General features: G+C 66.3%; 17 protein-coding genes. 8 read left to right on the plus strand and 9 right to left on the minus strand.

Features of this window, described 5'->3' with window-relative positions:
- Window positions 1-107: 107 nt before the first annotated feature.
- From ABOZ73_RS00445 to ABOZ73_RS00455, 3 genes are all read left to right on the plus strand, one after another.
- Window positions 108-968 (plus strand): dienelactone hydrolase family protein, encoded by an 861-nt coding sequence (locus tag ABOZ73_RS00445; RefSeq protein WP_369059831.1) that lies wholly within the window; start codon window positions 108-110, stop codon window positions 966-968.
- A 61-nt stretch (window positions 969-1,029) separates the two neighbouring features.
- A complete protein-coding gene (locus tag ABOZ73_RS00450; RefSeq protein WP_369059832.1) occupies window positions 1,030-1,341 on the plus strand; it encodes a GNAT family N-acetyltransferase in 312 nt (103 codons plus the stop codon).
- A gap of 80 nt (window positions 1,342-1,421) precedes the next feature.
- The gene (locus ABOZ73_RS00455) at window positions 1,422-1,697 is read left to right on the plus strand and encodes a hypothetical protein (protein ID WP_369059834.1); all 276 of its coding nucleotides are present in this window, start codon (window positions 1,422-1,424) and stop codon (window positions 1,695-1,697) included.
- A 4-nt stretch (window positions 1,698-1,701) separates the two neighbouring features.
- On the opposite strand, the gene ABOZ73_RS00460 is transcribed toward ABOZ73_RS00455, so the two are convergent.
- From ABOZ73_RS00460 to ABOZ73_RS00490, 7 genes are all read right to left on the minus strand, one after another.
- Entirely contained in the window at window positions 1,702-1,962 is a 261-nt protein-coding gene (locus tag ABOZ73_RS00460) for a hypothetical protein (RefSeq protein ID WP_369059836.1), read from the minus strand.
- Between the two features lie 191 nt (window positions 1,963-2,153).
- Window positions 2,154-2,579: a VOC family protein gene (locus tag ABOZ73_RS00465; RefSeq protein ID WP_369059838.1), complete on the minus strand. Its 426-nt coding sequence runs from the start codon at window positions 2,577-2,579 to the stop codon at window positions 2,154-2,156.
- 164 nt (window positions 2,580-2,743) lie between these two features.
- Entirely contained in the window at window positions 2,744-3,976 is a 1,233-nt protein-coding gene (locus ABOZ73_RS00470) for a M24 family metallopeptidase (protein ID WP_369059840.1), read from the minus strand.
- Complete coding sequence (locus tag ABOZ73_RS00475; protein WP_369059842.1) at window positions 3,966-5,402, minus strand: M20/M25/M40 family metallo-hydrolase; 1,437 nt, start codon at window positions 5,400-5,402, stop codon at window positions 3,966-3,968. The genes ABOZ73_RS00470 and ABOZ73_RS00475 overlap by 11 nt, the downstream gene beginning before the upstream one ends.
- 108 nt (window positions 5,403-5,510) lie before the next feature.
- On the minus strand, window positions 5,511-8,534 hold the full coding sequence (locus tag ABOZ73_RS00480; RefSeq protein ID WP_369059844.1) for a TonB-dependent receptor plug domain-containing protein: 3,024 nt from the start codon (window positions 8,532-8,534) through the stop codon (window positions 5,511-5,513).
- A 164-nt stretch (window positions 8,535-8,698) separates the two neighbouring features.
- Window positions 8,699-10,426, minus strand: a complete 1,728-nt coding sequence (locus tag ABOZ73_RS00485) for a hypothetical protein (RefSeq protein ID WP_369059845.1) — start codon at window positions 10,424-10,426, stop codon at window positions 8,699-8,701.
- A 22-nt stretch (window positions 10,427-10,448) separates the two neighbouring features.
- Window positions 10,449-11,837: a M24 family metallopeptidase gene (locus ABOZ73_RS00490; protein ID WP_369059847.1), complete on the minus strand. Its 1,389-nt coding sequence runs from the start codon at window positions 11,835-11,837 to the stop codon at window positions 10,449-10,451.
- A gap of 336 nt (window positions 11,838-12,173) precedes the next feature.
- Here ABOZ73_RS00490 and ABOZ73_RS00495 point away from each other — a divergent pair, with 336 nt between their 5' ends.
- The 5 genes from ABOZ73_RS00495 (at window position 12,174) to ABOZ73_RS00515 (ending at window position 17,198) form a co-directional block, all read left to right on the plus strand.
- Complete coding sequence (locus ABOZ73_RS00495) at window positions 12,174-12,632, plus strand: MarR family winged helix-turn-helix transcriptional regulator (protein WP_369059848.1); 459 nt, start codon at window positions 12,174-12,176, stop codon at window positions 12,630-12,632.
- 136 nt (window positions 12,633-12,768) lie between these two features.
- The gene (locus ABOZ73_RS00500; RefSeq protein WP_369059850.1) at window positions 12,769-13,257 is read left to right on the plus strand and encodes a DUF3830 family protein; all 489 of its coding nucleotides are present in this window, start codon (window positions 12,769-12,771) and stop codon (window positions 13,255-13,257) included.
- Entirely contained in the window at window positions 13,254-14,546 is a 1,293-nt protein-coding gene (locus ABOZ73_RS00505; protein WP_369059851.1) for an NAD(P)/FAD-dependent oxidoreductase, read from the plus strand. Before ABOZ73_RS00500 ends, ABOZ73_RS00505 begins: the two co-directional genes overlap by 4 nt.
- A gap of 23 nt (window positions 14,547-14,569) precedes the next feature.
- Window positions 14,570-15,463, plus strand: a complete 894-nt coding sequence (locus ABOZ73_RS00510; protein ID WP_369059852.1) for a bile acid:sodium symporter family protein — start codon at window positions 14,570-14,572, stop codon at window positions 15,461-15,463.
- A gap of 16 nt (window positions 15,464-15,479) precedes the next feature.
- Window positions 15,480-17,198 (plus strand): hypothetical protein, encoded by a 1,719-nt coding sequence (locus ABOZ73_RS00515; RefSeq protein WP_369059853.1) that lies wholly within the window; start codon window positions 15,480-15,482, stop codon window positions 17,196-17,198.
- Here ABOZ73_RS00515 and ABOZ73_RS00520 read toward each other — a convergent pair.
- A complete protein-coding gene (locus ABOZ73_RS00520; RefSeq protein WP_369059855.1) occupies window positions 17,192-18,463 on the minus strand; it encodes an amidohydrolase family protein in 1,272 nt (423 codons plus the stop codon). The genes ABOZ73_RS00515 and ABOZ73_RS00520 overlap by 7 nt on opposite strands.
- A 50-nt stretch (window positions 18,464-18,513) precedes the next feature.
- Window positions 18,514-18,933, minus strand: coding sequence for a hypothetical protein (locus ABOZ73_RS00525; RefSeq protein ID WP_369059857.1), 420 nt, complete (start codon window positions 18,931-18,933; stop codon window positions 18,514-18,516).
- Between the last annotated feature and the right edge of the window lie 27 nt (window positions 18,934-18,960).

Below are 18,960 nucleotides of genomic sequence, written 5' to 3' on the forward strand. Positions count from 1 at the left end.
GTTCGGCGGAACCTCGATATCCTTGCGCGCTAAGGAGCCCCTTCCCCTCGGCTGCGGTCCGGGCAACAGTGCCGGCCAGTTTCAATGCAGAGGTTTGAGGAACAGCCATGTGTGACGACGACATCCACCCGGGCCTGGTTGTTGACCCAAGCCTTTCTCGCCGCGCCTTTGGCCTGATGGCCGTGGCGGCTGCCGGCGTCGCCGGGGCGGCGCACGCCGCGGCGGTTGTTGAGAAGGACGTGGAGATCAAGACCGCCGACGGGACCGCTGATGCGGCCCTCTACTATCCCGAAGGCAAGGGCAGCTGGCCCGCCGTGCTGATCTGGCCGGATGTCATGAGCCTGCGTCCCGCCTTTCGCGAAATGGGCCGCCGCCTGGCCGCTTCGGGCTATGTGGTTTTGGTGCCCAACCTCTACTACCGCGTCAAACGCGCCCCGGTGATCGAGGGAAGCTTCAACTTCTCCAACCCTGAAGATCGCGCCAAGATCACGCCGATGCGCGCCACGGTGACGCCGGACGGCACCGCGCGCGACGCGACGGCCTATCTGGCCTTCCTCGACGCTCAACCGCAAACCAATAAGAAAAAGAAGGCCGGCGTTCAGGGCTATTGCATGGGCGGGCCGCTGTCGGTGCAGACGGCCGCGGCCGTGCCTGACCGCATCGCTGCGGTAGCCAGCTTCCACGGGGGCGGCCTCTTCACCGACCAGCCGACCAGCCCCCACCTGCTGCTGCCCAAGACCAAGGCCGAGTACTTGGTCCTGGTGGCTGAGAACGACGACAAGCAGGACCCGAGCGCCAAGGAGAAGTTCAAGGCCGCGCTGGACGCCGCCAAGCGCCCCTCCAAGGTCGAGGTCTATGCCGGCGCCGCCCACGGTTGGACCGTCAAGGGCAGCCAAGTCTACAACGAGCCGGCCGCCGAAAGGGCCTGGGCCGAACTGCTGGACCTCTACAAGCGCAACCTGGGCTAGGACATCAGCTGACGCGGCCGGCGGAGCGTTCGCCGGCCGTTTTCTCTTTCAAGGAGGCGGCATGAGCGACGAGATTTTCGAGGTCATCAACAACGAGGCCGACGGCCGCTTCGAAATCCATCTCGACGACAAGGTCGCCTATGCCGAGTACCGCGTGCTGGCCAGCGGCGTGCTCTTTCCCCACACCGAGGTGCCTGTCTTCTTCGAAGGGCGCGGTGTCGGCTCGGCCCTGGTCAAGGCGGCCATGGCCTGGGTGCGCGAGCGCCAGCTGCTGGTGATGCCGGCCTGCACCTTCGTGGCCGGCTACATCCAGCGCCATCCCGATCTGCACGACATGGTGCATCCAGGCTATCGGGCTGCGCTGGGGATCTAGACCACAAAACAAGGTTCACCAGGGAGCATAAGGCCGCGCCCGGCGTTTAACTGCCAAGCTGCAATCAAACCGGAGGCGATATGCCCAAAGCCAAGCGTGAACCATTCGTGGGCGACGCCGTCCTGTCCTTCCGTCGTTGCAAGGAACCCGTCGCTTTCTCGATCGATGGCGATCGCAATCTGGCCCAGGGCAAAGGCTCGCTGACGGGGGATATCGAGCAACTGCGGGCGGCCTTCCGCGAAGGGGCCGCGGAGTTGGCGCTTGAAGATGGTCGCGTCCTGCCGATCACCGTCGTGGCGCACAGCGAAGGCGCGCCGACGGCCTATTTCGAGATCCGCGCCGCTCGGCGCTACTAGGCGATCAGCCTGCGAAGGCGGCGGCGCCCGTTTCCATGACCGCCGCCTTCACAGTCAGGCATGCGGCGACGAGAATCGCCACCTCACGATTGACCGGATAGGCCCACGGCTTTTCCGCCACGGCGTTGGCCAGGGCGGCGATTTCGCTCGGCGTGCCGGCCGAAGCTTCGGCGATATCCCTGGCGGCGCGCGCTTCGATATCCGCACGGTCGCGCGGGTTCAGCGTGGCCAGAAGCGATTGTGCAGAGTGCAGCGCAACTTTCATCAGGGTCCTCCTCCAGCCTTTGGGAAGGTGACTTTATCGAAGCGACAATAAGAACAAAACAATAACCGTCGTTCATCCACAGGCGGCGGCGCAAGTGAGAATGACTTACGGCGATCAGGCTTGATTGCGAACAATCTGCGGCACCCGCCGATGAGCCGCCTTGGCGATTGGCAGCCTTCGGCTTGGTGAGGCTAGGCTTCTCGGAAGACCGCCTCGATGTTGTTTCCATCCGGATCGAAAACGAAGGCGGCGAAGTACCCCGATGGATAGCCGCCCGTGCGAAGTCCCGGAGCGCCATTATCGCGGCCTCCGGCCTCGATGGCCGATCGGTGGAAGGCCTCGACCTCCGCGCGGCTTATTGCTCTGAACGCGGTGTGCTGTCTGACGCCGGCAGGATGAAAGAGGTCGATCCAGAAGATCGGATAGTCGCGGCCGTAGCCCACGCCGGCCAGGTCGGGATCATCGGCGCCGCTGGCCTGGCCGAACGTCGTGGTGATGCGCATGAGCGGGCGAAGGCCAAGGCTGCCCAGGACCGCGTCGTAGAAGCGTGCGGAGGCTCGGATGTCGCCAACCCCGACGCCGGTGTGATCGATCCGCCAGTTCAGGTCCTGAGACACACTCGCTCCTCAGTGCGGGTCGAGCTTTCCCACTAACGAATTTGACGTGGGCGCCCGGTGAGTGACTATGCGGGCATTGCGGGCGAACGCCAGTTTCAGGAGGCGGTCGTCTTCCTGGGCGTCAGGCAAGTCATTGATCGCCGCCTTGTCAGCCTGGACGACCTTTACGGGCCAAAGGGCGTGTCGATCGAGGGCGGCGGCTCGGAGAACCAGCGCGGGCCCTGGGCGGTCATGTAGAGGCAATCCTCAATGCGCACGCCAAAGCGGCCCGGATCATAGATGCCCGGCTCGTTGGAGAAGCACATGCCCGCCGCCAGCAGCGTCTTTTCGCCGTGCACGAAATTGACCGGCTCGTGGACATCAAGCCCAATGCCGTGGCCGGTGCGATGGGTCAGGCCCGGCGTGCCGTAGCCTGGCGCATAGCCGCGCGTGGCGTAGAAGGCGCGCACGGCGTCGTCGACCTCTCCGGCGGGCCTGCCTAGCCGTGCGGCGGCGAAGGCCGCGTCCTGGCCCTTGCGGACATCCTCCCACACGGTGCGCACCGCCGCTGCGGGCTCGCCGATCACGCAGGTGCGCGAGACATCGGCGTGATAGCCCTCGACCGTGCAGCCAAAGTCCATGAGCACCACGGAGCCGGACCGCACGACCTGCGGCTTGGTGCTGCCGTGCGGGAAGCTGGTGGCCGCATCGACCGTCGCCTCGCCCGCCGGTGTGGCGCCGCCGCCAGCGGCCATGGCCGCATGCATGGCGCCTGTGATGTCCTGGCGCGTCATGCCGATGGCGATCGCGCCGCCGACCTTGCGATAGGCGGCGATGGTGATGTCGGTGGCCGCCTGCATCAGGGCGATCTCGGCCGGCGACTTGATCATGCGGCACGCGTCGACGATGGCGGCTCCGCTCACCCCGCTGGCGCCGGGGGCGGCCTTCAAGATCCCGTCGGAGACGAAGTGGCGAACGCCGGCGTCGAAAGCCAGCTTGGCGCCGCCAAGCTTGCGATCCATCAGCCAGCCGGCCGCCAGGGCGTAAGGGTCTTCATGCTCGTTCCAGACGCGCACGTCGGCGGCGATGGCCAGCAGCTCTCGCAGGCGATCTTCCTCGAAGGCCGGCGTAATCATCTCCGCCGGCCCCTCGCGCGGGATCATCAGCAGGGTTGGTCGCTCGCTCAGCCACCACGACACGCCGCAAAAATAGATCATGCTCGAGCCCGGCTCGACGATCAGCGCCGCCAGACCCGACTGCTGCAGGAGCCTTTGGGCCTTGGCGATCCGCCCTGCCCGCTCGGCCGCTGAGATCGGCGCTGGTCGGGCTTTGGCCAGAGCAAAGCCGGGCGTCGCAGCCGCGGCGGCCAGGCCCGCCATCAGGCCGCGCCGGTGGATGGAGAAACGTTTAGCGTCCATGACCGGCGATCTCCCCCAAGAGCACGTTCCAATAGGTCAGCTCCTTGTCGAAGGACGCCAGCGGCACGCGCTCGTTGGCGCCATGGGCGCGCATGTCGTCGGGGAAAAGGCCAAGGCTTCCCGCCCCATAGGTCGGCACGCCGGCGCGGCGATATTCGCGCCCCTCGGTGCCGCCCGACGACAAGCTCGGCTCCAGGGTGACGCCGGGCCAGGTGGCGTTGGTCGCCGTCTGCAGGGCCGCCAGGATGTCCTTGCGCACCGGGGAAATCGGGCTCTCCACCGCCTCCCCCACCAGAGAGATGGCGATCTTGTCGCCCACGGCCTTTTGGATCTTGGCCTGGACCGCGGCGGCCGGCGTGCCCGGCAGGATGCGGCAGTTGACCGTGGCCGTGGCGCCGGTCGGCAAGGCGTTGGGCGCATTGCCGCCGCGCAGCATGGTGGCCACGCAGGTGGTCCACAGGATGTTGCTGGAATTGGGATGGCGCTTGGCCTCGGCAATAGCCGCCGCATCGGTCGGATCGGTCAGCAGGCGCTCCAGCGCCGAGCCGAAAGCGCCGCCCTCGTCCTTGGCCATCTTGGCGGCCATGGGCCGGGTGATCTCGTTGAGCTCGACCGGGAAACTCAGCGCCTGGACGGCCTTGAGGGCGTCGGCCAGGTCGTAGACGGCGTTATCGGGACGCGGCGCCGAGCTGTGGCCGCCCGGGTTGGACGCGGTCAGCTCGAACGTGGCCGTGGTCTTCTCCGCCGCCTGCATGCTGAAGGCCACGGGCTTGCCGTCCTTGCTGAGCAGGCCGACTCCGGCGTCGGCGTTCAGGGCATACTCGACGCCCTGCATCAGCGGATGGGCGATGACCTTGCGCGTCGACAGCATGCCGGTCTCCTCGTCGCCCGAGAAAGCGAGGAAGAGATCGCGATCGGGCGTCCAGCCGGCCCGTTTGAGCCGCGCGAAGGTCTCGGTCAGCACGGTGACGGCGAACTTGTTGTCGGTGGAGCCTCGGCCATGCAGGTAGCCGTCCTTCTCCATTGGAACATAAGGGTCGCTCGTCCAGCTGCCGGGGACCGCGTCGACCACGTCCATGTGGGCGAGCAGGGCCACGGGCTTCTTGGGACCGCCCTTGCCCTTGTAGCGGACGATGAGGCCTTGTGTGCGCTCGCCATCGATATCGATGGGCACGCGAACGATGTCTTCTGGCGCGAAGCCGGCCTGCGCCAGGCGGGCTGTCACCACCTCGACCACCTTGGGGACCTGCCCTCGCCCCTTGGCGCTTGGAATAGCGACCAGGGTCTTGAGCAAGGCGCGGGCGGCTGCGCGGTCGGCGTCGGTGGGCGCAGGTCCCGCCGGCGCGGCGCCCGCCACGCCCGACTGGGCGAGCATGGCGGAGGCGGCGACGGCGGCGACGAGCGATCGGGCGAGAAGCGACGGCATGGGTGATCCTTCAGAACAGTAAGGGGACCTTGCGGGCCAGGCTGTGGGCTAGGCCCGCAAGGCGGAGTGCGGCGACCGGGCGGGTCAACGACCGGTCGCCGAACCGTCTTAGAACGCCACCGTGATGGCGCCGAACAGATAGCGGCCCGCCGCGTCGTAGAACTGCGGGTAGGTGTTGCCGTTGCCGCCGTCCTCGATGGCCGCCGTCGTGGTCAGCGGCGGATCCTTGTCGAAGATGTTGTTGACGCCGGCGCGCAGGGACACGCCCTCGCGGATGTCATAGGCCGCCGACAGGTCGAAGTAGCTGCGCGCCGCCAGTTTCTCATTGGCCTGCGAGAAGCTGCCGCTGAGGGCCGGCTGGCTGCTGGTCTGGGAGATCTTCACCTCCGAGATGTAGCGCCAGGTGGCGTTGAACTGGACGTTCCACGGCGAGCTCCAGCTGGCCAGGAGCTTGTGGCGCCATTCGGGACGCGGACGACCGCAAAGGCCGCCGTAGAGACCCGAGCACTCATAGACGTCGGACGTCGGCGAGTTGGGGAGCGGTTCGGTCTCGTACTTGTCGAGCCAGGTGCCAACCAGGTTGAAGTTGATGGCGCCCAGGCTCTCCATGCCGAGGTTGGCCAGGTTCAGGCGGTAGTCCACCGACAGGTCGACGCCCGAGGTCGTCAGCGAGCCGGTGTTGATGTTGAACCGCTTGAAGTAGCCGTCGTCGGTCAGCCACAGGCTGCCGCCGGCGCCGCGTTGGATCAGGCTGCAGAAGTAAGGATCGCCGCTGGCCAGGCAGTTGTTCATGGCCAGGCCCGGGTTAACCGAGCCGATCATGTCGGCGACCTTGATGCTGAAGTAGTCCAGCGAGACGGTCAGGCCCGGCACGAAGCCCGGTTGGGCCACGACGCCCAGCGAGTAGGTGTCGGCCTTTTCGGGGTTCAGGTCGGGGTTGCCGCCGATCAGCGAGTTGAACTGGCCGGCCGGGTTGTCGATGACGCGGCCGTACTGGGCGGCGCTGACGCCGGTGCGGGCGCACTGGGCGGCCGTCGCGAAGGGCGTGGCCCCCGCGCACGGATCGTAGAGGCCGTTGGCCAGTTCCGTCAGCTCGGCCTCGAAGAGGCTTTGCGAGGAGAAGAGCTCGACGACGTTGGGGGCGCGGACCGCGCGCTGGTAGGAGCCGCGCAGGCGCAGCTCACGAACCGGCGACCAGTTCAGCCCAGCCTTGAAGGCGTCGGTCTTGAAGCCGGTGTTGTAGTCCGAATAGCGATAGGCGCCTTCGAACGAAAGAAGGTGGATGCCAGTGCGGCCTTCCACGAGCGGGGCGTTGATTTCGGCGAAGAGTTCCTTGGCCGACGTCGTGCCGTTGACGGGGAACTCCGGGCTTACGGCGTTTTGGTAGGCCTCGTCCGGCACCAGATCGAGGGTGTTCTTGCGGTATTCGGCGCCGAAGGCGACGCCTACGCCGTTCTCGGCCATCGGGCTGGTGATGCCGTACTTGCCAAGATCGCCGCTCACCGAGAAGACGATGTCGGTCAGGGCCGTGTCGCCCGTGATGCTCTTGGATTTAGCGATGTAGTCGATGGCCGCTGCGCTAGTGCCGCTGGTCCCGAAGTAGTTGAGCGGGGTGCACTTGGCGTCGTTGTTGCCGCTGTTGGCGTCGGCGTTGATGGCGCAGACCGCCTGGCCGAAGGTCGACGAGCCGGTGCGGCGATCGGTGACCACGTTCAAGGCGTTGGCCACCCGTTGCTGGTTGGCGTCGCCGGTGAAGCGCGAGCGGTAGCTGACATTGGCGTAGGACGCAAAGAAGTCATAGCTGAAGGCTTCGTTCAGCTGGCCGCGCAGGCCGCCGACGAAGCGGAAGGTGGTGTGGCGGATGTCGTCCTGGCGCGTGCCGCCTTCGACGTTGCGGCGCGACAGCACGACGCCGTTGGCGATGCTCTGCGGGCCAAGATAGGCGCCCGCGGCGTCGTAGTTGCTCCCCGTCGCCCTTCCGCCTGACGTGCAGAGGAAGCCGGCTTGCTGAGCGCTGAGCAGCGGGTTGTCGCAGTTGATCCCGCCGGCGCTGCCGAAGATCCCGCCCGACACCGTGCCCGGCGCGATCTGGGCGACCGAGCGGTCGTCCATGAAGCCCACCTCGAAGTAGGGCTCGAACATGTCGTTGATCTTGTAGTGGCCGATGGCGCCCAGCGTGTAGCGCTGGTCAGGCCGCTGATAGTAGTTGTAGGGCGCGAAGTTGAAGGTTTGCGTGCCGGCCGCGAAGGTGCCGTTGGCGTTGCGGAACGCGGTCGGCACGCCGGCCAGCCCTGCGGTGTTGGAGAAGTTGGCCGGGTTGTTGAAGCCCGAACCCGAGCAGGAATACTGGCTGCCGTTGGGGCCCGTCGTGCCCAGGGCGCAGGCGCTGTAGTCGTAGTCCTTTTGCAGGACCGCATCCACCTTTCGATAGGTGGCGTAGGCGGTGATGTTGCCCTCGCCGCCGGCGCTGTTGACGCCCGCGATGATCGAGTAGTCCTGGGTGAAGCCATTCCAGACGTTCTTGTCGGGCTTCAGGTACTCGCCCGGCAGGCGCGCATTGTTCTGATCGAGCAGATCACGCAGACCGCCGCGGTCGTTGTTGTGCTGGAAGGTGCTGAAAGCCGCGCCCAGCTTGATGCCTTCGAAGTTGTCCAAAAGCGTGAAGTTGACCACGCCGGCGATGGCGTCCGAGCCGTAGACGGCCGAGGCGCCGCCGGTCAGGACCTCGACGTTCTTGATCAGGGCCGCGGGCACTTGGTTCAAGTCCGACGGGGTCGACTTGGGCGAGCCGTAGGGCAGACGCCGGCCGTTGACCAGAACCAGGGTGCGCGATGGGGTCAGGCCGCGAAGGTCGACCTGGGCGGTGCCGGTCGCCTCGTTGGACGCAGCCGCGCCCTGAGCTGCGAACACCTGCGGCAGGGCGTTGACCAGGTCTTCGGTGCGCGTCGCGCCGCGCGCGGCGAACTCCTCGCCGCCGATCTGCACGATGGGGCTGACGCTCTCGACATTGGCCGAGCGGATGCGCGTGCCGGTGATGACGATCTCTTCGACGACCGCGTCGTCTTGAGCATGCGCCGTCTGCGCGACCGCCAGACCCCCGAACAGGCTGGTCGCCAGAAGCGCGGCCTTCAAGGTCGCGCCAGGTCGTAAGGTAGAAGCCATTTTATCCCCCTTGGATTTTGGCTGCGCCGGGATCTTCCGGCTAGGTCGGAGCAAGGCTTGGGCGTCGACCGCTTCGGGTGTCGAAGCGGCCTGGCCTTAAGCTTGGGTGGAACATGTCGCCGGCGGCGGGTCGGTCAGTACCGCCAGCTGGTCAGGTCAGCCCCCTTGGGCGCGGTCTCTTCGATGCGCTTGAGGATTTTGGGCAGGTAGAAGGTGTTGTAGCGAAGCCTGGAGATGGCGATGGGATTGGCCTTGTCGCCGTTCCAGCAGTGCTCGTCGCGGTCGCCGTAGGTCACCTCGCCGCCATAGGGCGGATCGGTCTTCTTGAGGAAGTCCTCCATCAGGTAGACGGCGTTGTTGAGATAGAAGTTGTCCATGTCGCCGACATAGACGTTGATCTTGCCCTGCAGCTTGGGACCCAGCGTTTTCCAGTCACGCTCCAGGATGTGGCGCAGGTCGTAGTTTTCGCGCCAGTAGGCGGCGACCTTGGGGTCGATCACGCCCGTGCGCTTGTCCCAGATGCGCTGCGGATAGCCGTCCTCGCCCATGGGCGAGAACACCGCCTCCCAGATGTCCCACTGGCCGCCGGACCGGGTCTTGTCACCCATGACCAGCTCCCAGCGGTTCTCCATCTCCATCGTATAGGGGACGTGACCCAGATAGTTGCGCTTGCCGGGACGGGCGATGCGCGTGAACGGGCCTTCGCGCCAATAGGCGTTCTTGTCCTCGTAGATGTTGGTGACCATCAGCTGACGAAAATCGATCGGGTCCGGACAGGCTGCGTAAGCGCCGTTGTAGTCGTCGGGATATTTGACCTGTACGCCGAGGGCCTCCCAGCCGCCGGTGGAGCCTCCATAGAGGAAGCGAGCCCAGCCGGCGCCAAGGCCCCGGTACTTCTTCTCGAGCGCCGGGATGAACTCATGGGTGATGGCGTCGCCATAGGGCCCGATATTGGCCGAGTTCACCGCATAGCTGTCGTCGTAGTACGGGTTGGAGTGATCGATCTCCACGATCAGCATGCGCGGGAACTTGTCCGACACCCACTGGCGATAGAAGTCGTAGGCTTCCTGCTGCTCGGTCTTGTTGTAGCAGGGCAGATTGAAGCGCTCGGAGTACTCGCACTTCAGGTTGGGATCGGGCGGCGTGGTGCGAAAGCCCCCGAAGTCCTCGGGGAAGTGGCCGTGGAAGATGGCCAGCGGGTATCTGGCCTCCGGATGCTTGTCGAAATCCTTGGGCACCAGGACGTGGCCGCGGATGAAGACGTCGCGGCCCCAGAACTTGGAGAGCTTGTCGCTGCGGATCTTGAAGTGGCGGACGAACTCGGTGTCCTTGGGCTCGGCGATGGGCGGATTGACCCGATCCAGCGTCACTTCGATCTCGCCGGCGCGCTTGGGATCAAAGTCGATCTGCCTGGGCGTGGAGACCAGGTTGCCCGGCTCCTTGCGCCAGTTCTGGCCAGCGCCGCGGGCGGCCGGCAGCTTCACCACCTTGCCGTTCTCAAGCTTGTAGGTGTCGTACTTGTGCAAGACCGCCTGCACGAAGTAGCGGCCGGCGGGGACCTGCGACAGGTCCTCGGCCGGAAAGCCCAAGACCCCCTTCCCCACGCTCGTCGACTCGCCCGATTTGAGGCCATCGACGGTGACGCCGAACATCTGGGCGCCGAAATAGTCCGGGCGGGTCTGATCCTTGGGCTCGGTCTTGCCGTCCGGGGTCAACATGACCATCACCCGGCCATCATAGGATCCTTGCGGCGCGTCCTTGGGCACGCTCACCTTGAAGGTCTCGGCCGACGCCGGCGAGGCCGCCAGGATCAGGGCTCCCAAGGCGGCGCTGAACGCCAGCGCCTTGCTCCATCCCGTCATGTCTCTCCCCCGTGCCATGTGCTTACCGGCCCCCGCCGATGAGCGTGATCTCGGTCTGGCGCCCATCCAAGAAGCGGACGCGTTCGCCGTCGAAGAAGGCGTTCTCCTCGGTGCGGAACTGCACTTCGTCGCCGCCCCATTCGGGGACCTTGGCGTAGGCGGCCAGCTCGATGGACCAGGCGGTGTCGGCCCGCACGATCCATTCGCCCTTGTCGTCGCCGTTTTGGTTGTCCCACATGCCGATCGCGGCGCCGGCGGCATGGCCGTGATAGCCCAGCGGGTGGGTGTAGATGGACGGCTTCAGGCCCTGGGCGATCGACTTTGCCCGGGCGGCCTTCAAGATCTCATTGCCGCTTGCGCCCACCTTGTAGGAGGAGAGCAAAGCGTCCTGCACCCTGTTGGCCTGAGCCAGGCCCGCGCGCAGGCCTGCCGGGGCCTGGGTCTCGCCGTCCTTCAGCACATAGGCCAGGTGCTGGGTGTCGGTGTTCAGCCGCAGATAGGTGATGCCAAAGTCGGTCCACAGCATGTCACCCTTTTGGATGACGGTGTCGCCCTCGAGCATGTCCTTGTGGCCCTGGCGGATCACGGCGATGGAGGGCTGGAACCAGGCGATCAGGCCAAGGCGGGCCAGCCGCTCGCGATAGAACCACACCACATCGTCCGTGGTGGTGACGCCTGGCTTGATGACCTCGCTGGAGAAGGCCTCGGCGATGATCGAGTGGGCCAGGCGCAAGATGCCCGGATAGATCTTCATCTCGGCCGGCGTGCGCGTCTCAAGCCAGCCCACCGACAGCGCCTCGCCCGAGACGATGCGGTCCTTGAACTTCGGATCCAGCGCCTTGGTCATCTCGCCATACTGGCTAAGCGTCATGCCGTCGCCAAAGGCGGTGAGCGCCGAGGTGTTGATGGCGATCTTGTCAGGGTTGCGCGCGGCCACCAGGTCGGCGAACGCCTTCCACTGGTCAGGCTGTTGCTCAGGGACCCATGCGGCCTTGAAAAGCCCGCCCAGGCCGTAGCGGCTGACGGTCAGCCGCTCGATCGGCTTGCCTTCGCCCGGATCGTAGAAGACCAGGATGGTGCGGCGCCGGGCGTGCATGCTCTCGGCGTTGAGCATGGTGGCGATCACCGGCTCTTCGAAATACTCGCGGGCGACCAGCACCCACATGTCGATCTTCTGCTCGCGCATCAGGCGGGGCACGACCGTGTCCAGGCGCTCGGCGAGCAGGCGGTTCTGCACCTTGGCCCGATCGCGCATGGTCAGGATCGGCGGCATGGCCGGCTTGGCTTGCTCGACCTCGCTCATGGGAATCACTGGCGGCTCGGCGGCCGTGGCGGCGAGCGGCGCCAGCGCGGCGGCGACCGCCGCGGCCCAGGCAGCCTTGAGGTTTCGGTTTTTCACAACGCTGGACATGGCACCCCCCCCCAATGACGATGAACGGATCGTCAATTTGCGTGAGAATGGGCGCATCTTGAAAACGCTGTCAAGCGAACGTCACACTGCGGACGCAGCATCTTGCCTGGCGCCCAATCGGCGTTCACAAGTGATCTTAAGAGCCGGCGCTGACCGGCGCATTCAATGACCGGTAAGGCGACGGTCGCGTCGCAGCCCAATCTGTCTTGCGCGGACCTGCAGGGGTGGTCTGCAGCGGGACCTGGGCGGCGGCTTTTGATCCGAGCCCTTTCGGTGACCGGCGTTCGCCCGTATAGAGGCGCGCGCCAGAAGGACCCTAACTTGAATCCAACCTCGATGTTCGATCCCAGCAGCGCGACGTTTCGCTTGTCGAGCTCGCCGTTCTACCTCATCGCCCACGCCGACTTCATGTATCACGACGCCATGGAGCGGACCCTGCAAAGGCATGGAATAACAAGGCCGATCTACCGCATCTTGACGGTCTTGCGCGAATACCAACCCAGCAGCGTGACCTTCCTGGCCGACACCGCCCTGATCAAGCGCACCACTGTCAGCCGCATCGTCGACAAGATGAGCCAGATGGGCCTGGTGGCCACCGGTCAGGGCGGCGAGGACGGTCGCGTCACCGAGGTCAGAATGACCCAAGAGGGTAAGGCCCTGCTCGATCGCCTCACCCCGATGATCGCCAAGCTGATCGCCCGCGCCACCGAGGGGATCAGCCACGCCGAACTGACGCGCCTTGTGGCGACCTTGCAGATCATGAGCGCCAACCTCAACCGCTCGCCTCTGGAATAGGCGCCTACGCCCCAACGACGGCGACCGCTGGACAAGATCATTTTATTCGCTCCAAATCGCGTGATAATGGTCGCAATATGGCGGCGGCGATCGGGGGGCGCATGTCGATCAGAACACCCAGACGCAGGTGTGCCCGATGGCGCGCCTGAGGATATGCGAGCCGCGCTCCGGTCTGGATGCGCGCTTTGACCTTCTGGAGGCGCAGGCGCCCGCTTCGTGCGCAGTGCTGGTCATACTGGCCCGCCAGAATGTTCCGCGCGCGGCGTTGCACGCGATGTGGACAGGACCAGAGATTTCCTGCCCCCTGCCCGGCCGCGAACTGCCCGTAGGCATCGATCTTGACCGGCTTCAGGTGGAGAACCCGGTACGCCAGCCTGCGGCCGGCGACCTGGTGCTCACACCCTTCACGCCCGGTCCGGTCGGGCCGACCCGCCCATTCGCCGAGGGCGGCCTGGATCTTGGCGTCTTCTACGGCGAGGATGGCCGCCTTTTCTTCCCCGGCGGCTGGATCGAGGGCTCTCTTTGCGCTCGGGTCATTCCAGAAGACCTCGCGGGCCTGGCCCAGGCGGCGCGCCTCATCCGCCAAAACGGGGCCTGTGAGCTTACCCTGGAGCTGGCGCCATGATGCGCCATTCTCTTTGGGGTGCGGTCGGCGGCGGCCCTGCCCCTCGCCCCTCGCTGGATGGTCGTCAGGACGTCGAGATCGCCATTGTCGGCGCCGGCATCGCCGGCCTCAGCCTGGCTTGCGAACTGGCGGCGGCGGGGCGGACCGTCTGCGTGGTCGAAGCCGTGACGCCCGGCGCCGGCGCCCTAGGTGCAAGCGCCGGGATCATCGCACCGCAACTGGTGCGCACCACGCCCAACAAGGTCCTGGAGAAGCTAGGTCCCGACCTTGGCGCCAGCTGGCTGCATCTGGTGGGAGAAAGCGGCGGCCATCTGTTCGATCTGATCCGCACCTTGCAGATCGACTGCGACGCTCGACCCTACGGCTTCATCGCCCCGGCGCGGGGCGCCGCGGCCGAGCAGCGGCTGCAACAGGTGCTTGAGGAGTGGAGGCCGTTTCGCCAGGACCTCAGCGTCCTGGACGCGGCGACCACCCAGGCCATGACCGGGTGCCGCGGCTACGGCGCAGCCGTGCTCGACGCCAGCGGCGGCGGGGTCAATCCGCTCAAGCTGGCCGCCGGCTTAGCGGCCCGCGCGGTCGAGGCCGGAGCCGCTCTCTTCCATCACAGCCCAGCAACCGCCCTTGAGCGGGTCGGAACGCGCTGGCGGCTGGAAGCTGGAGGCGGCGTGGTCGAGGCCGACAAGATCGTGCTGTGCGCCAACGGCGGCAACCAGTTCCTCCATCCCAGCCTCGACGCCACCGTCCTTCCCATGCGCGTGCATGAGCTGGCCACAGCGCCGATCTCGCAACGCCTGCGGGCCTCCATCTTGCCTGGCGGCCAGTCGCTCACCGATCTTGAGCTCGACATCTTCTCGATCCGCTTCGCCGAGGGTGAGCGGATGGTGACCTTCTATCCGGTCAAGGAAGAGGCCTCGGCCGAGGCGATCGAGGCGGCGGTCAACCGGCGCCTGGCGGACATGCTCCTAGACTACGAGCCGGTGCGCATCGAGCATCTTTGGGAAGGGGTCGCCTGGATCAACAGCAGCCTTCTGCCGCGCATCGTCGCCCTGGACGACGGGCTCCTGGCCGTTCAGGCCTGTAACGGGCGGGGGATCGCCACCAACGCCATCGTCGGCCGGGAGATCGCGCGCATGCTGTTGAGCGACGGCCGCTATCGTCCGGCCATCGCTGTCGAGCGACCAAAGCGGATCGGGCGTGTGCCCTTTATGCGCCAGGCCCCCGGATTGATGCTGCGGCTGGGCCGCGCGTTGAGACAAGCCAAGAGCCGCTTGCTAGGCAAGGAGTCCTGACGTGCGCGCTAGGGGAACGCACCATGGGCGGGCCAAGCCTCGCAAACATCGCCGAGAGCGTGCTCCTGCCAGCTTCGCTGGCGGCGATCATGTTCGCCATCGGCCTGTCGCTCAAACCACGCGCCTTCCAGACCCTGACCATCGATCGTCGGCCCGTGGTCGCGGGCCTGATCGGCATTGTTCTGCTGGTGCCCCTGGCGGGCGTGGCGGTGGCCTGGGCCTTTGCGCCGACCCCGGCCTCGGCGGTGGGTCTTGTTCTTTTGGCCACCTGCCCGGTCGGGATCTTGGCCAATGTCGCCACCGACCTTTGCCGGGGCAACACCGCCCTTTCCATCGCCCTGACGGTGATGATCAGCGCGCTCTATGTGATCGCTGCGCCCCTGGTGGCGCACTACGCGGTCGAGCTCGCCTTTGGAGAGGTGCGGCGCATCCAGGCGCCGACGGGCGATCTCTTCGCCAAGGTCGCCCTGATCACCGTGGGCCCCGTCAGCGCCGGGCTGGCGACGGCGCGGGCCTTCCCGAACTTGGCCGCGCGCTGGGCTGCGCCCATCAAGACCGCCGGATCGATCGTCCTGGTGCTGGTCTTCGCCTGGATAGCCGCGCGCCAGCGCACGGTGCTGGCCGATTCCATGGGCCTGATCGTCGGCCTTGTCCTGCTGGTGAACCTGATCAACGCCGCGATCGGCGTCTTGGTGGCCCGCGCCGCCCGATTAGAGGGGCCCGACGCCACGGCAGTCATCTGCTCGCACCTGGTGCGCCAGGAAGGCACGGCGATCTTCATCGCCGTCAGCGTGCTGGGCGCGCCCGACATCGCCGTGCCGCTGATCATCAACACCTTCGTGGGGCTAGCGGTCTGCGCGGTCCTTTTCATTCCCTTGCGTCTTCGTCGGCCCATCGCCGAGGAGGCGCACCCTTAAGTCCTGGAGCTTTTGCATGAAACGCGCCCTCGCCGCCTCTCTCAGCCTGGGCGCCCTTTGCATGGCCGCCTCCCCGACCATGGCGCAAAGCTTCAAGGTGACCATTCCGGCGTCCGCGCCCGAGGCGGTCTATGACGGGCGGGTGCTGCTGGTACTGACCGCCAAGGGTGGCTCGGCGCCCATCAGCCAGGTCGATCGCACCTTCGCCTCCGCCCAGATCGTCGGCACGGATGTGGAAGGTCTGGCCCGCGGCGGATCGGCGGTCATCGCCCTGGATGAGACCGGCTATCCGGCCAAGAGCCTCAGCGAGGTCCCCGCCGGCCGCTACTTCGTGCAGGCGGTCTTGCACAAGTACGACACCTACAAGCTTGAGAACGGCAAGGTGGTGAAGCTGCCGGCCGCCCGCGGCGCTGGCCAGAACTGGCGCAAGGAGCCGGGCAACCTGGTCTCCACCCCCAGGCAGATCGACTTTGATCCCAAGCGCGCCGGCGAGATCGAAGTGACGCTGGATCGGGTCAATCCGCCCATCGCCGAGCCCAAGGACACCGAGTTCGTCCGCCACTTCAAGATCCGCAGCGACAAGCTCTCCAAGTTCTGGGGCCGCGACGTCTTCATCCGCGGCCACGTCCTGGTGCCCAAGGATTTCGACAAGCATCCGGAGGCCAGATACCCGCTGGCCATCTTCCATGGCCACTTCCCCGAGGACTTTGGCGGCTTTCGCACCACGCCGCCCGATCCCAACCTGAAGTGCGAGTACTCCGAGCGCTTCAATCTGCCCTGCTACAACAGGACCGAGCAGCAGGAGGCCTACGACTTCTACCGCCAGTGGGTGTCGGACAAGTTCCCGCGCATGCTGATCGTGGAGATCGATCACTCCAACCCGTACTACGACGACAGCTATGCGGTGAACTCGGCCAATATCGGGCCCTATGGCGACGCCATCACCCATGAGTTCATCCCGGCGCTCGAGAAGAAGTACCGGGGCCTTGGCGCCGGCTGGGCCCGCTTCCTCTATGGCGGCTCCACCGGCGGCTGGGAGGCCCTCGGCGTACAGGTCAAGTATCCCGACGACTACAACGGCGCTTACGCAGCCTGTCCGGACAGCGTCGACTTTCGGCAGTTCAAGGTCGTGGACATCTACCAGGACGATAACGCGTTCTGGCGGATCGGCCCCTTCGGGCGCGTGGAGCGGCCCGTGGGCCGTAACTACCTAGGCCACGTGTCGCACACCAACGAGATGGAGAACCGATACGAGCGCGTGCTCGGCTCCAAAACCCGCTCCGGGGCGCAATGGGACGCCTTCTTCGCCGTCTTTTCGCCGCAGGGGCCGGACGGCTACCCGATACCGCTATGGGATAAGGCCACAGGCGTGATCGACAAGTCGGTCCTGGAATACTGGCGCGAAAACTACGACCTGCGCCACATCCTCGAGCGCGACTGGAAGACGCTGGGGCCCAAGCTGCAGGGCAAGCTCAACATCTACACTGGCGATATGGACAACTTCTATCTCAACAACGCCGTCTACCTGATGGAGGACTTCCTCAAGAAGACCGATCCGCCCTTTGGCGGCGAGGTCGTCTACGGCGACCGGGCCGAGCACTGCTGGAACGGCGACAAGGCCAATCCCATCGCCATCTCCAGGCTTCGCTACAACACCTTCTACCTGCCCAAAATCCTCAAGCGCATCGAAGAGACCGCGCCCAAGGGGGCTGACCTGACCAGCTGGCGCTATTGAGGCTGCCGATAGATCTTGCCGGCCTTCATCACAAAACGCACGTGACGGAGCGATCCGATATCCTTTGTCGGATCGCCCTGAACCGCCACCAGATCGGCTAGGAAGCCGTCCTGCAGCCGGCCAAGGTCGGCGTCGCGGCGCAGCACCTTGGCGTTGCCGGCGGTGGCTGCGGTGAGGGCCTGAATGGGCGTCATGCCGTAGCGGACCATCCAGTCGAGCTCCCGCCAGCTTTCGCCGTGGGTGAAGACGCCCACATCACTGCCGACGCCAATGTTCACGCCTAGCCGCAGGGCCGTGCGGAACGCCTTCTCGGCGGCGACCATGGAAGGCGTCGGAGCGCTTTGGCCCGGCACGTAGCCTTGGAAGTACTGAGAAGTTGAGGCCGGCGCGGTCAGGGTCGGCACATAGGTCGTCCCCTTGTCCTTCATCAGCTTGAAGGTCGCCTCCGACGCGCCATAGCCGTGCTCGATGGTGTCGGCCCCGGCCAGCACCGCACGGCGGATGCCTTCGTCGCCGGCGGCGTGGATCGCCACTGGCCGCCCCGAGGCATGGGCGATCTCGACGGCCACATCCAGCTCGCGCTGGGTGAAGGTCGGGCGGGTCGAGCCGTCCGGTCCGGTGCGATAGTCCGAATAGAGCTTGATCCAGTCGGCGCCTGCCGCCGATTGCCGCCGTACCGCCGAGGCCATCTGCGCCTCGCCGCTGACTTCCTCGGCGCCCTGCGGCAGGTCCATGTCGGTGCGAAAGCCCTTGCGCGGGCCATAGGTCCCCGTGGCCACGATCGCCCAGGTCGCCACCACAAGGCGCGGCCCTTCGATCACCCCATCGTCGATGGCTTTCTTCAGCGAGACATCGGCGTCGGCCGCGCCCTCGCTGCCCAGGTCGCGCAGAGTGGTGAAGCCAGACTGCAGCGTGCGCGCCGCGTCCCGTCCGCCGCGCAAGGCGCGGTAGTAGGGCGACTCCTTGAGCACCTGATCGTCCCAGGTGGTCTCGTTGTAGGGGTGCAGCAACAGATGGGAGTGCAGCTCGATCAGCCCGGGGATCAGCGTTGTCCCCGGCAGAGCGACCACTTCGGCGCCCATAGGCGGATCGCCGCGCGGTCCGACCCGGACGATCTTGGTCCCATCGACCGTGACCGACCAGCCCTTCTGCGGCGTCGCCTGCCCCGCGGTCCAGACCGCGTCCGGCTCCAGCACATAGGTCGCCGCTAGCGCCTGAGACGCCAAGCCGACGGCGGCGGCCGCCGCCAATGAGACGATCTTCATACGCTTTGTCCCCGACTCCCCTGCCGCTCGATGATGGCCCGCCGCGCCGGCTACAGGAAGTCGAAGATGCTGCTCTGTTGGGTCTCTGGCGCTGCTTTAGGCTCCGGCGCGGGCTTGGGCGCGCGCGGCTTGGCGGCCTTGGCGGGCGGCGCCTCGACGGCCGGTTCGGGGGCCGGTGGAGGCGCCGGTGGAGACGGAGGAGGAGCAGGCGTCGCCGGCGGCGCGACGGACTTGGCCTTCACGGGCGTCTTGGCCGCAGATTTCATCGACGTGGGCTGTGCGTCGGCGCGCTCGAAGGCGGCCTCGCCCTTGGAGGCGCGACGCTGCATCGCCTCCGCGATCAGCACGCGCATCAGCTCGCCCTTGCTCAGCTCGACCTCGAACGCGATCGCGCGAAGCTGCTTATCCAGCGCCTTGGGCAGGTAAACCGTCCGCAGCACCATGTTCTCGGACGCGACGTCCTTGGCCATTCAATCCGCCAGGTGATTCATATGTAC

The sequence above is a fragment of the Caulobacter sp. 73W genome (genome assembly GCF_041021955.1).
Lineage (GTDB): Bacteria > Pseudomonadota > Alphaproteobacteria > Caulobacterales > Caulobacteraceae > Caulobacter.

What these genes read in the sequence shown, in the direction of transcription:
- ABOZ73_RS00450 (WP_369059832.1), top strand. Translation starts at nt 1,030, where the DNA reads ATGAGCGACGAGATTTTCGAGGTCATCAACAACGAGGCCGACGGCCGC.
- ABOZ73_RS00500 (WP_369059850.1), top strand. Translation starts at nt 12,769, where the DNA reads ATGGCGCGCCTGAGGATATGCGAGCCGCGCTCCGGTCTGGATGCGCGC.
- ABOZ73_RS00510 (WP_369059852.1), top strand. Translation starts at nt 14,570, where the DNA reads ATGGGCGGGCCAAGCCTCGCAAACATCGCCGAGAGCGTGCTCCTGCCA.
- ABOZ73_RS00505 (WP_369059851.1), top strand. Translation starts at nt 13,254, where the DNA reads ATGATGCGCCATTCTCTTTGGGGTGCGGTCGGCGGCGGCCCTGCCCCT.
- ABOZ73_RS00460 (WP_369059836.1), bottom strand. Translation starts at nt 1,962, where the DNA reads ATGAAAGTTGCGCTGCACTCTGCACAATCGCTTCTGGCCACGCTGAAC.
- ABOZ73_RS00470 (WP_369059840.1), bottom strand. Translation starts at nt 3,976, where the DNA reads ATGGACGCTAAACGTTTCTCCATCCACCGGCGCGGCCTGATGGCGGGC.
- ABOZ73_RS00455 (WP_369059834.1), top strand. Translation starts at nt 1,422, where the DNA reads ATGCCCAAAGCCAAGCGTGAACCATTCGTGGGCGACGCCGTCCTGTCC.
- ABOZ73_RS00485 (WP_369059845.1), bottom strand. Translation starts at nt 10,426, where the DNA reads ATGACGGGATGGAGCAAGGCGCTGGCGTTCAGCGCCGCCTTGGGAGCC.
- ABOZ73_RS00445 (WP_369059831.1), top strand. Translation starts at nt 108, where the DNA reads ATGTGTGACGACGACATCCACCCGGGCCTGGTTGTTGACCCAAGCCTT.
- ABOZ73_RS00495 (WP_369059848.1), top strand. Translation starts at nt 12,174, where the DNA reads ATGTTCGATCCCAGCAGCGCGACGTTTCGCTTGTCGAGCTCGCCGTTC.
- ABOZ73_RS00475 (WP_369059842.1), bottom strand. Translation starts at nt 5,402, where the DNA reads ATGCCGTCGCTTCTCGCCCGATCGCTCGTCGCCGCCGTCGCCGCCTCC.
- ABOZ73_RS00515 (WP_369059853.1), top strand. Translation starts at nt 15,480, where the DNA reads ATGAAACGCGCCCTCGCCGCCTCTCTCAGCCTGGGCGCCCTTTGCATG.
- ABOZ73_RS00490 (WP_369059847.1), bottom strand. Translation starts at nt 11,837, where the DNA reads ATGTCCAGCGTTGTGAAAAACCGAAACCTCAAGGCTGCCTGGGCCGCG.
- ABOZ73_RS00520 (WP_369059855.1), bottom strand. Translation starts at nt 18,463, where the DNA reads ATGAAGATCGTCTCATTGGCGGCGGCCGCCGCCGTCGGCTTGGCGTCT.
- ABOZ73_RS00525 (WP_369059857.1), bottom strand. Translation starts at nt 18,933, where the DNA reads ATGGCCAAGGACGTCGCGTCCGAGAACATGGTGCTGCGGACGGTTTAC.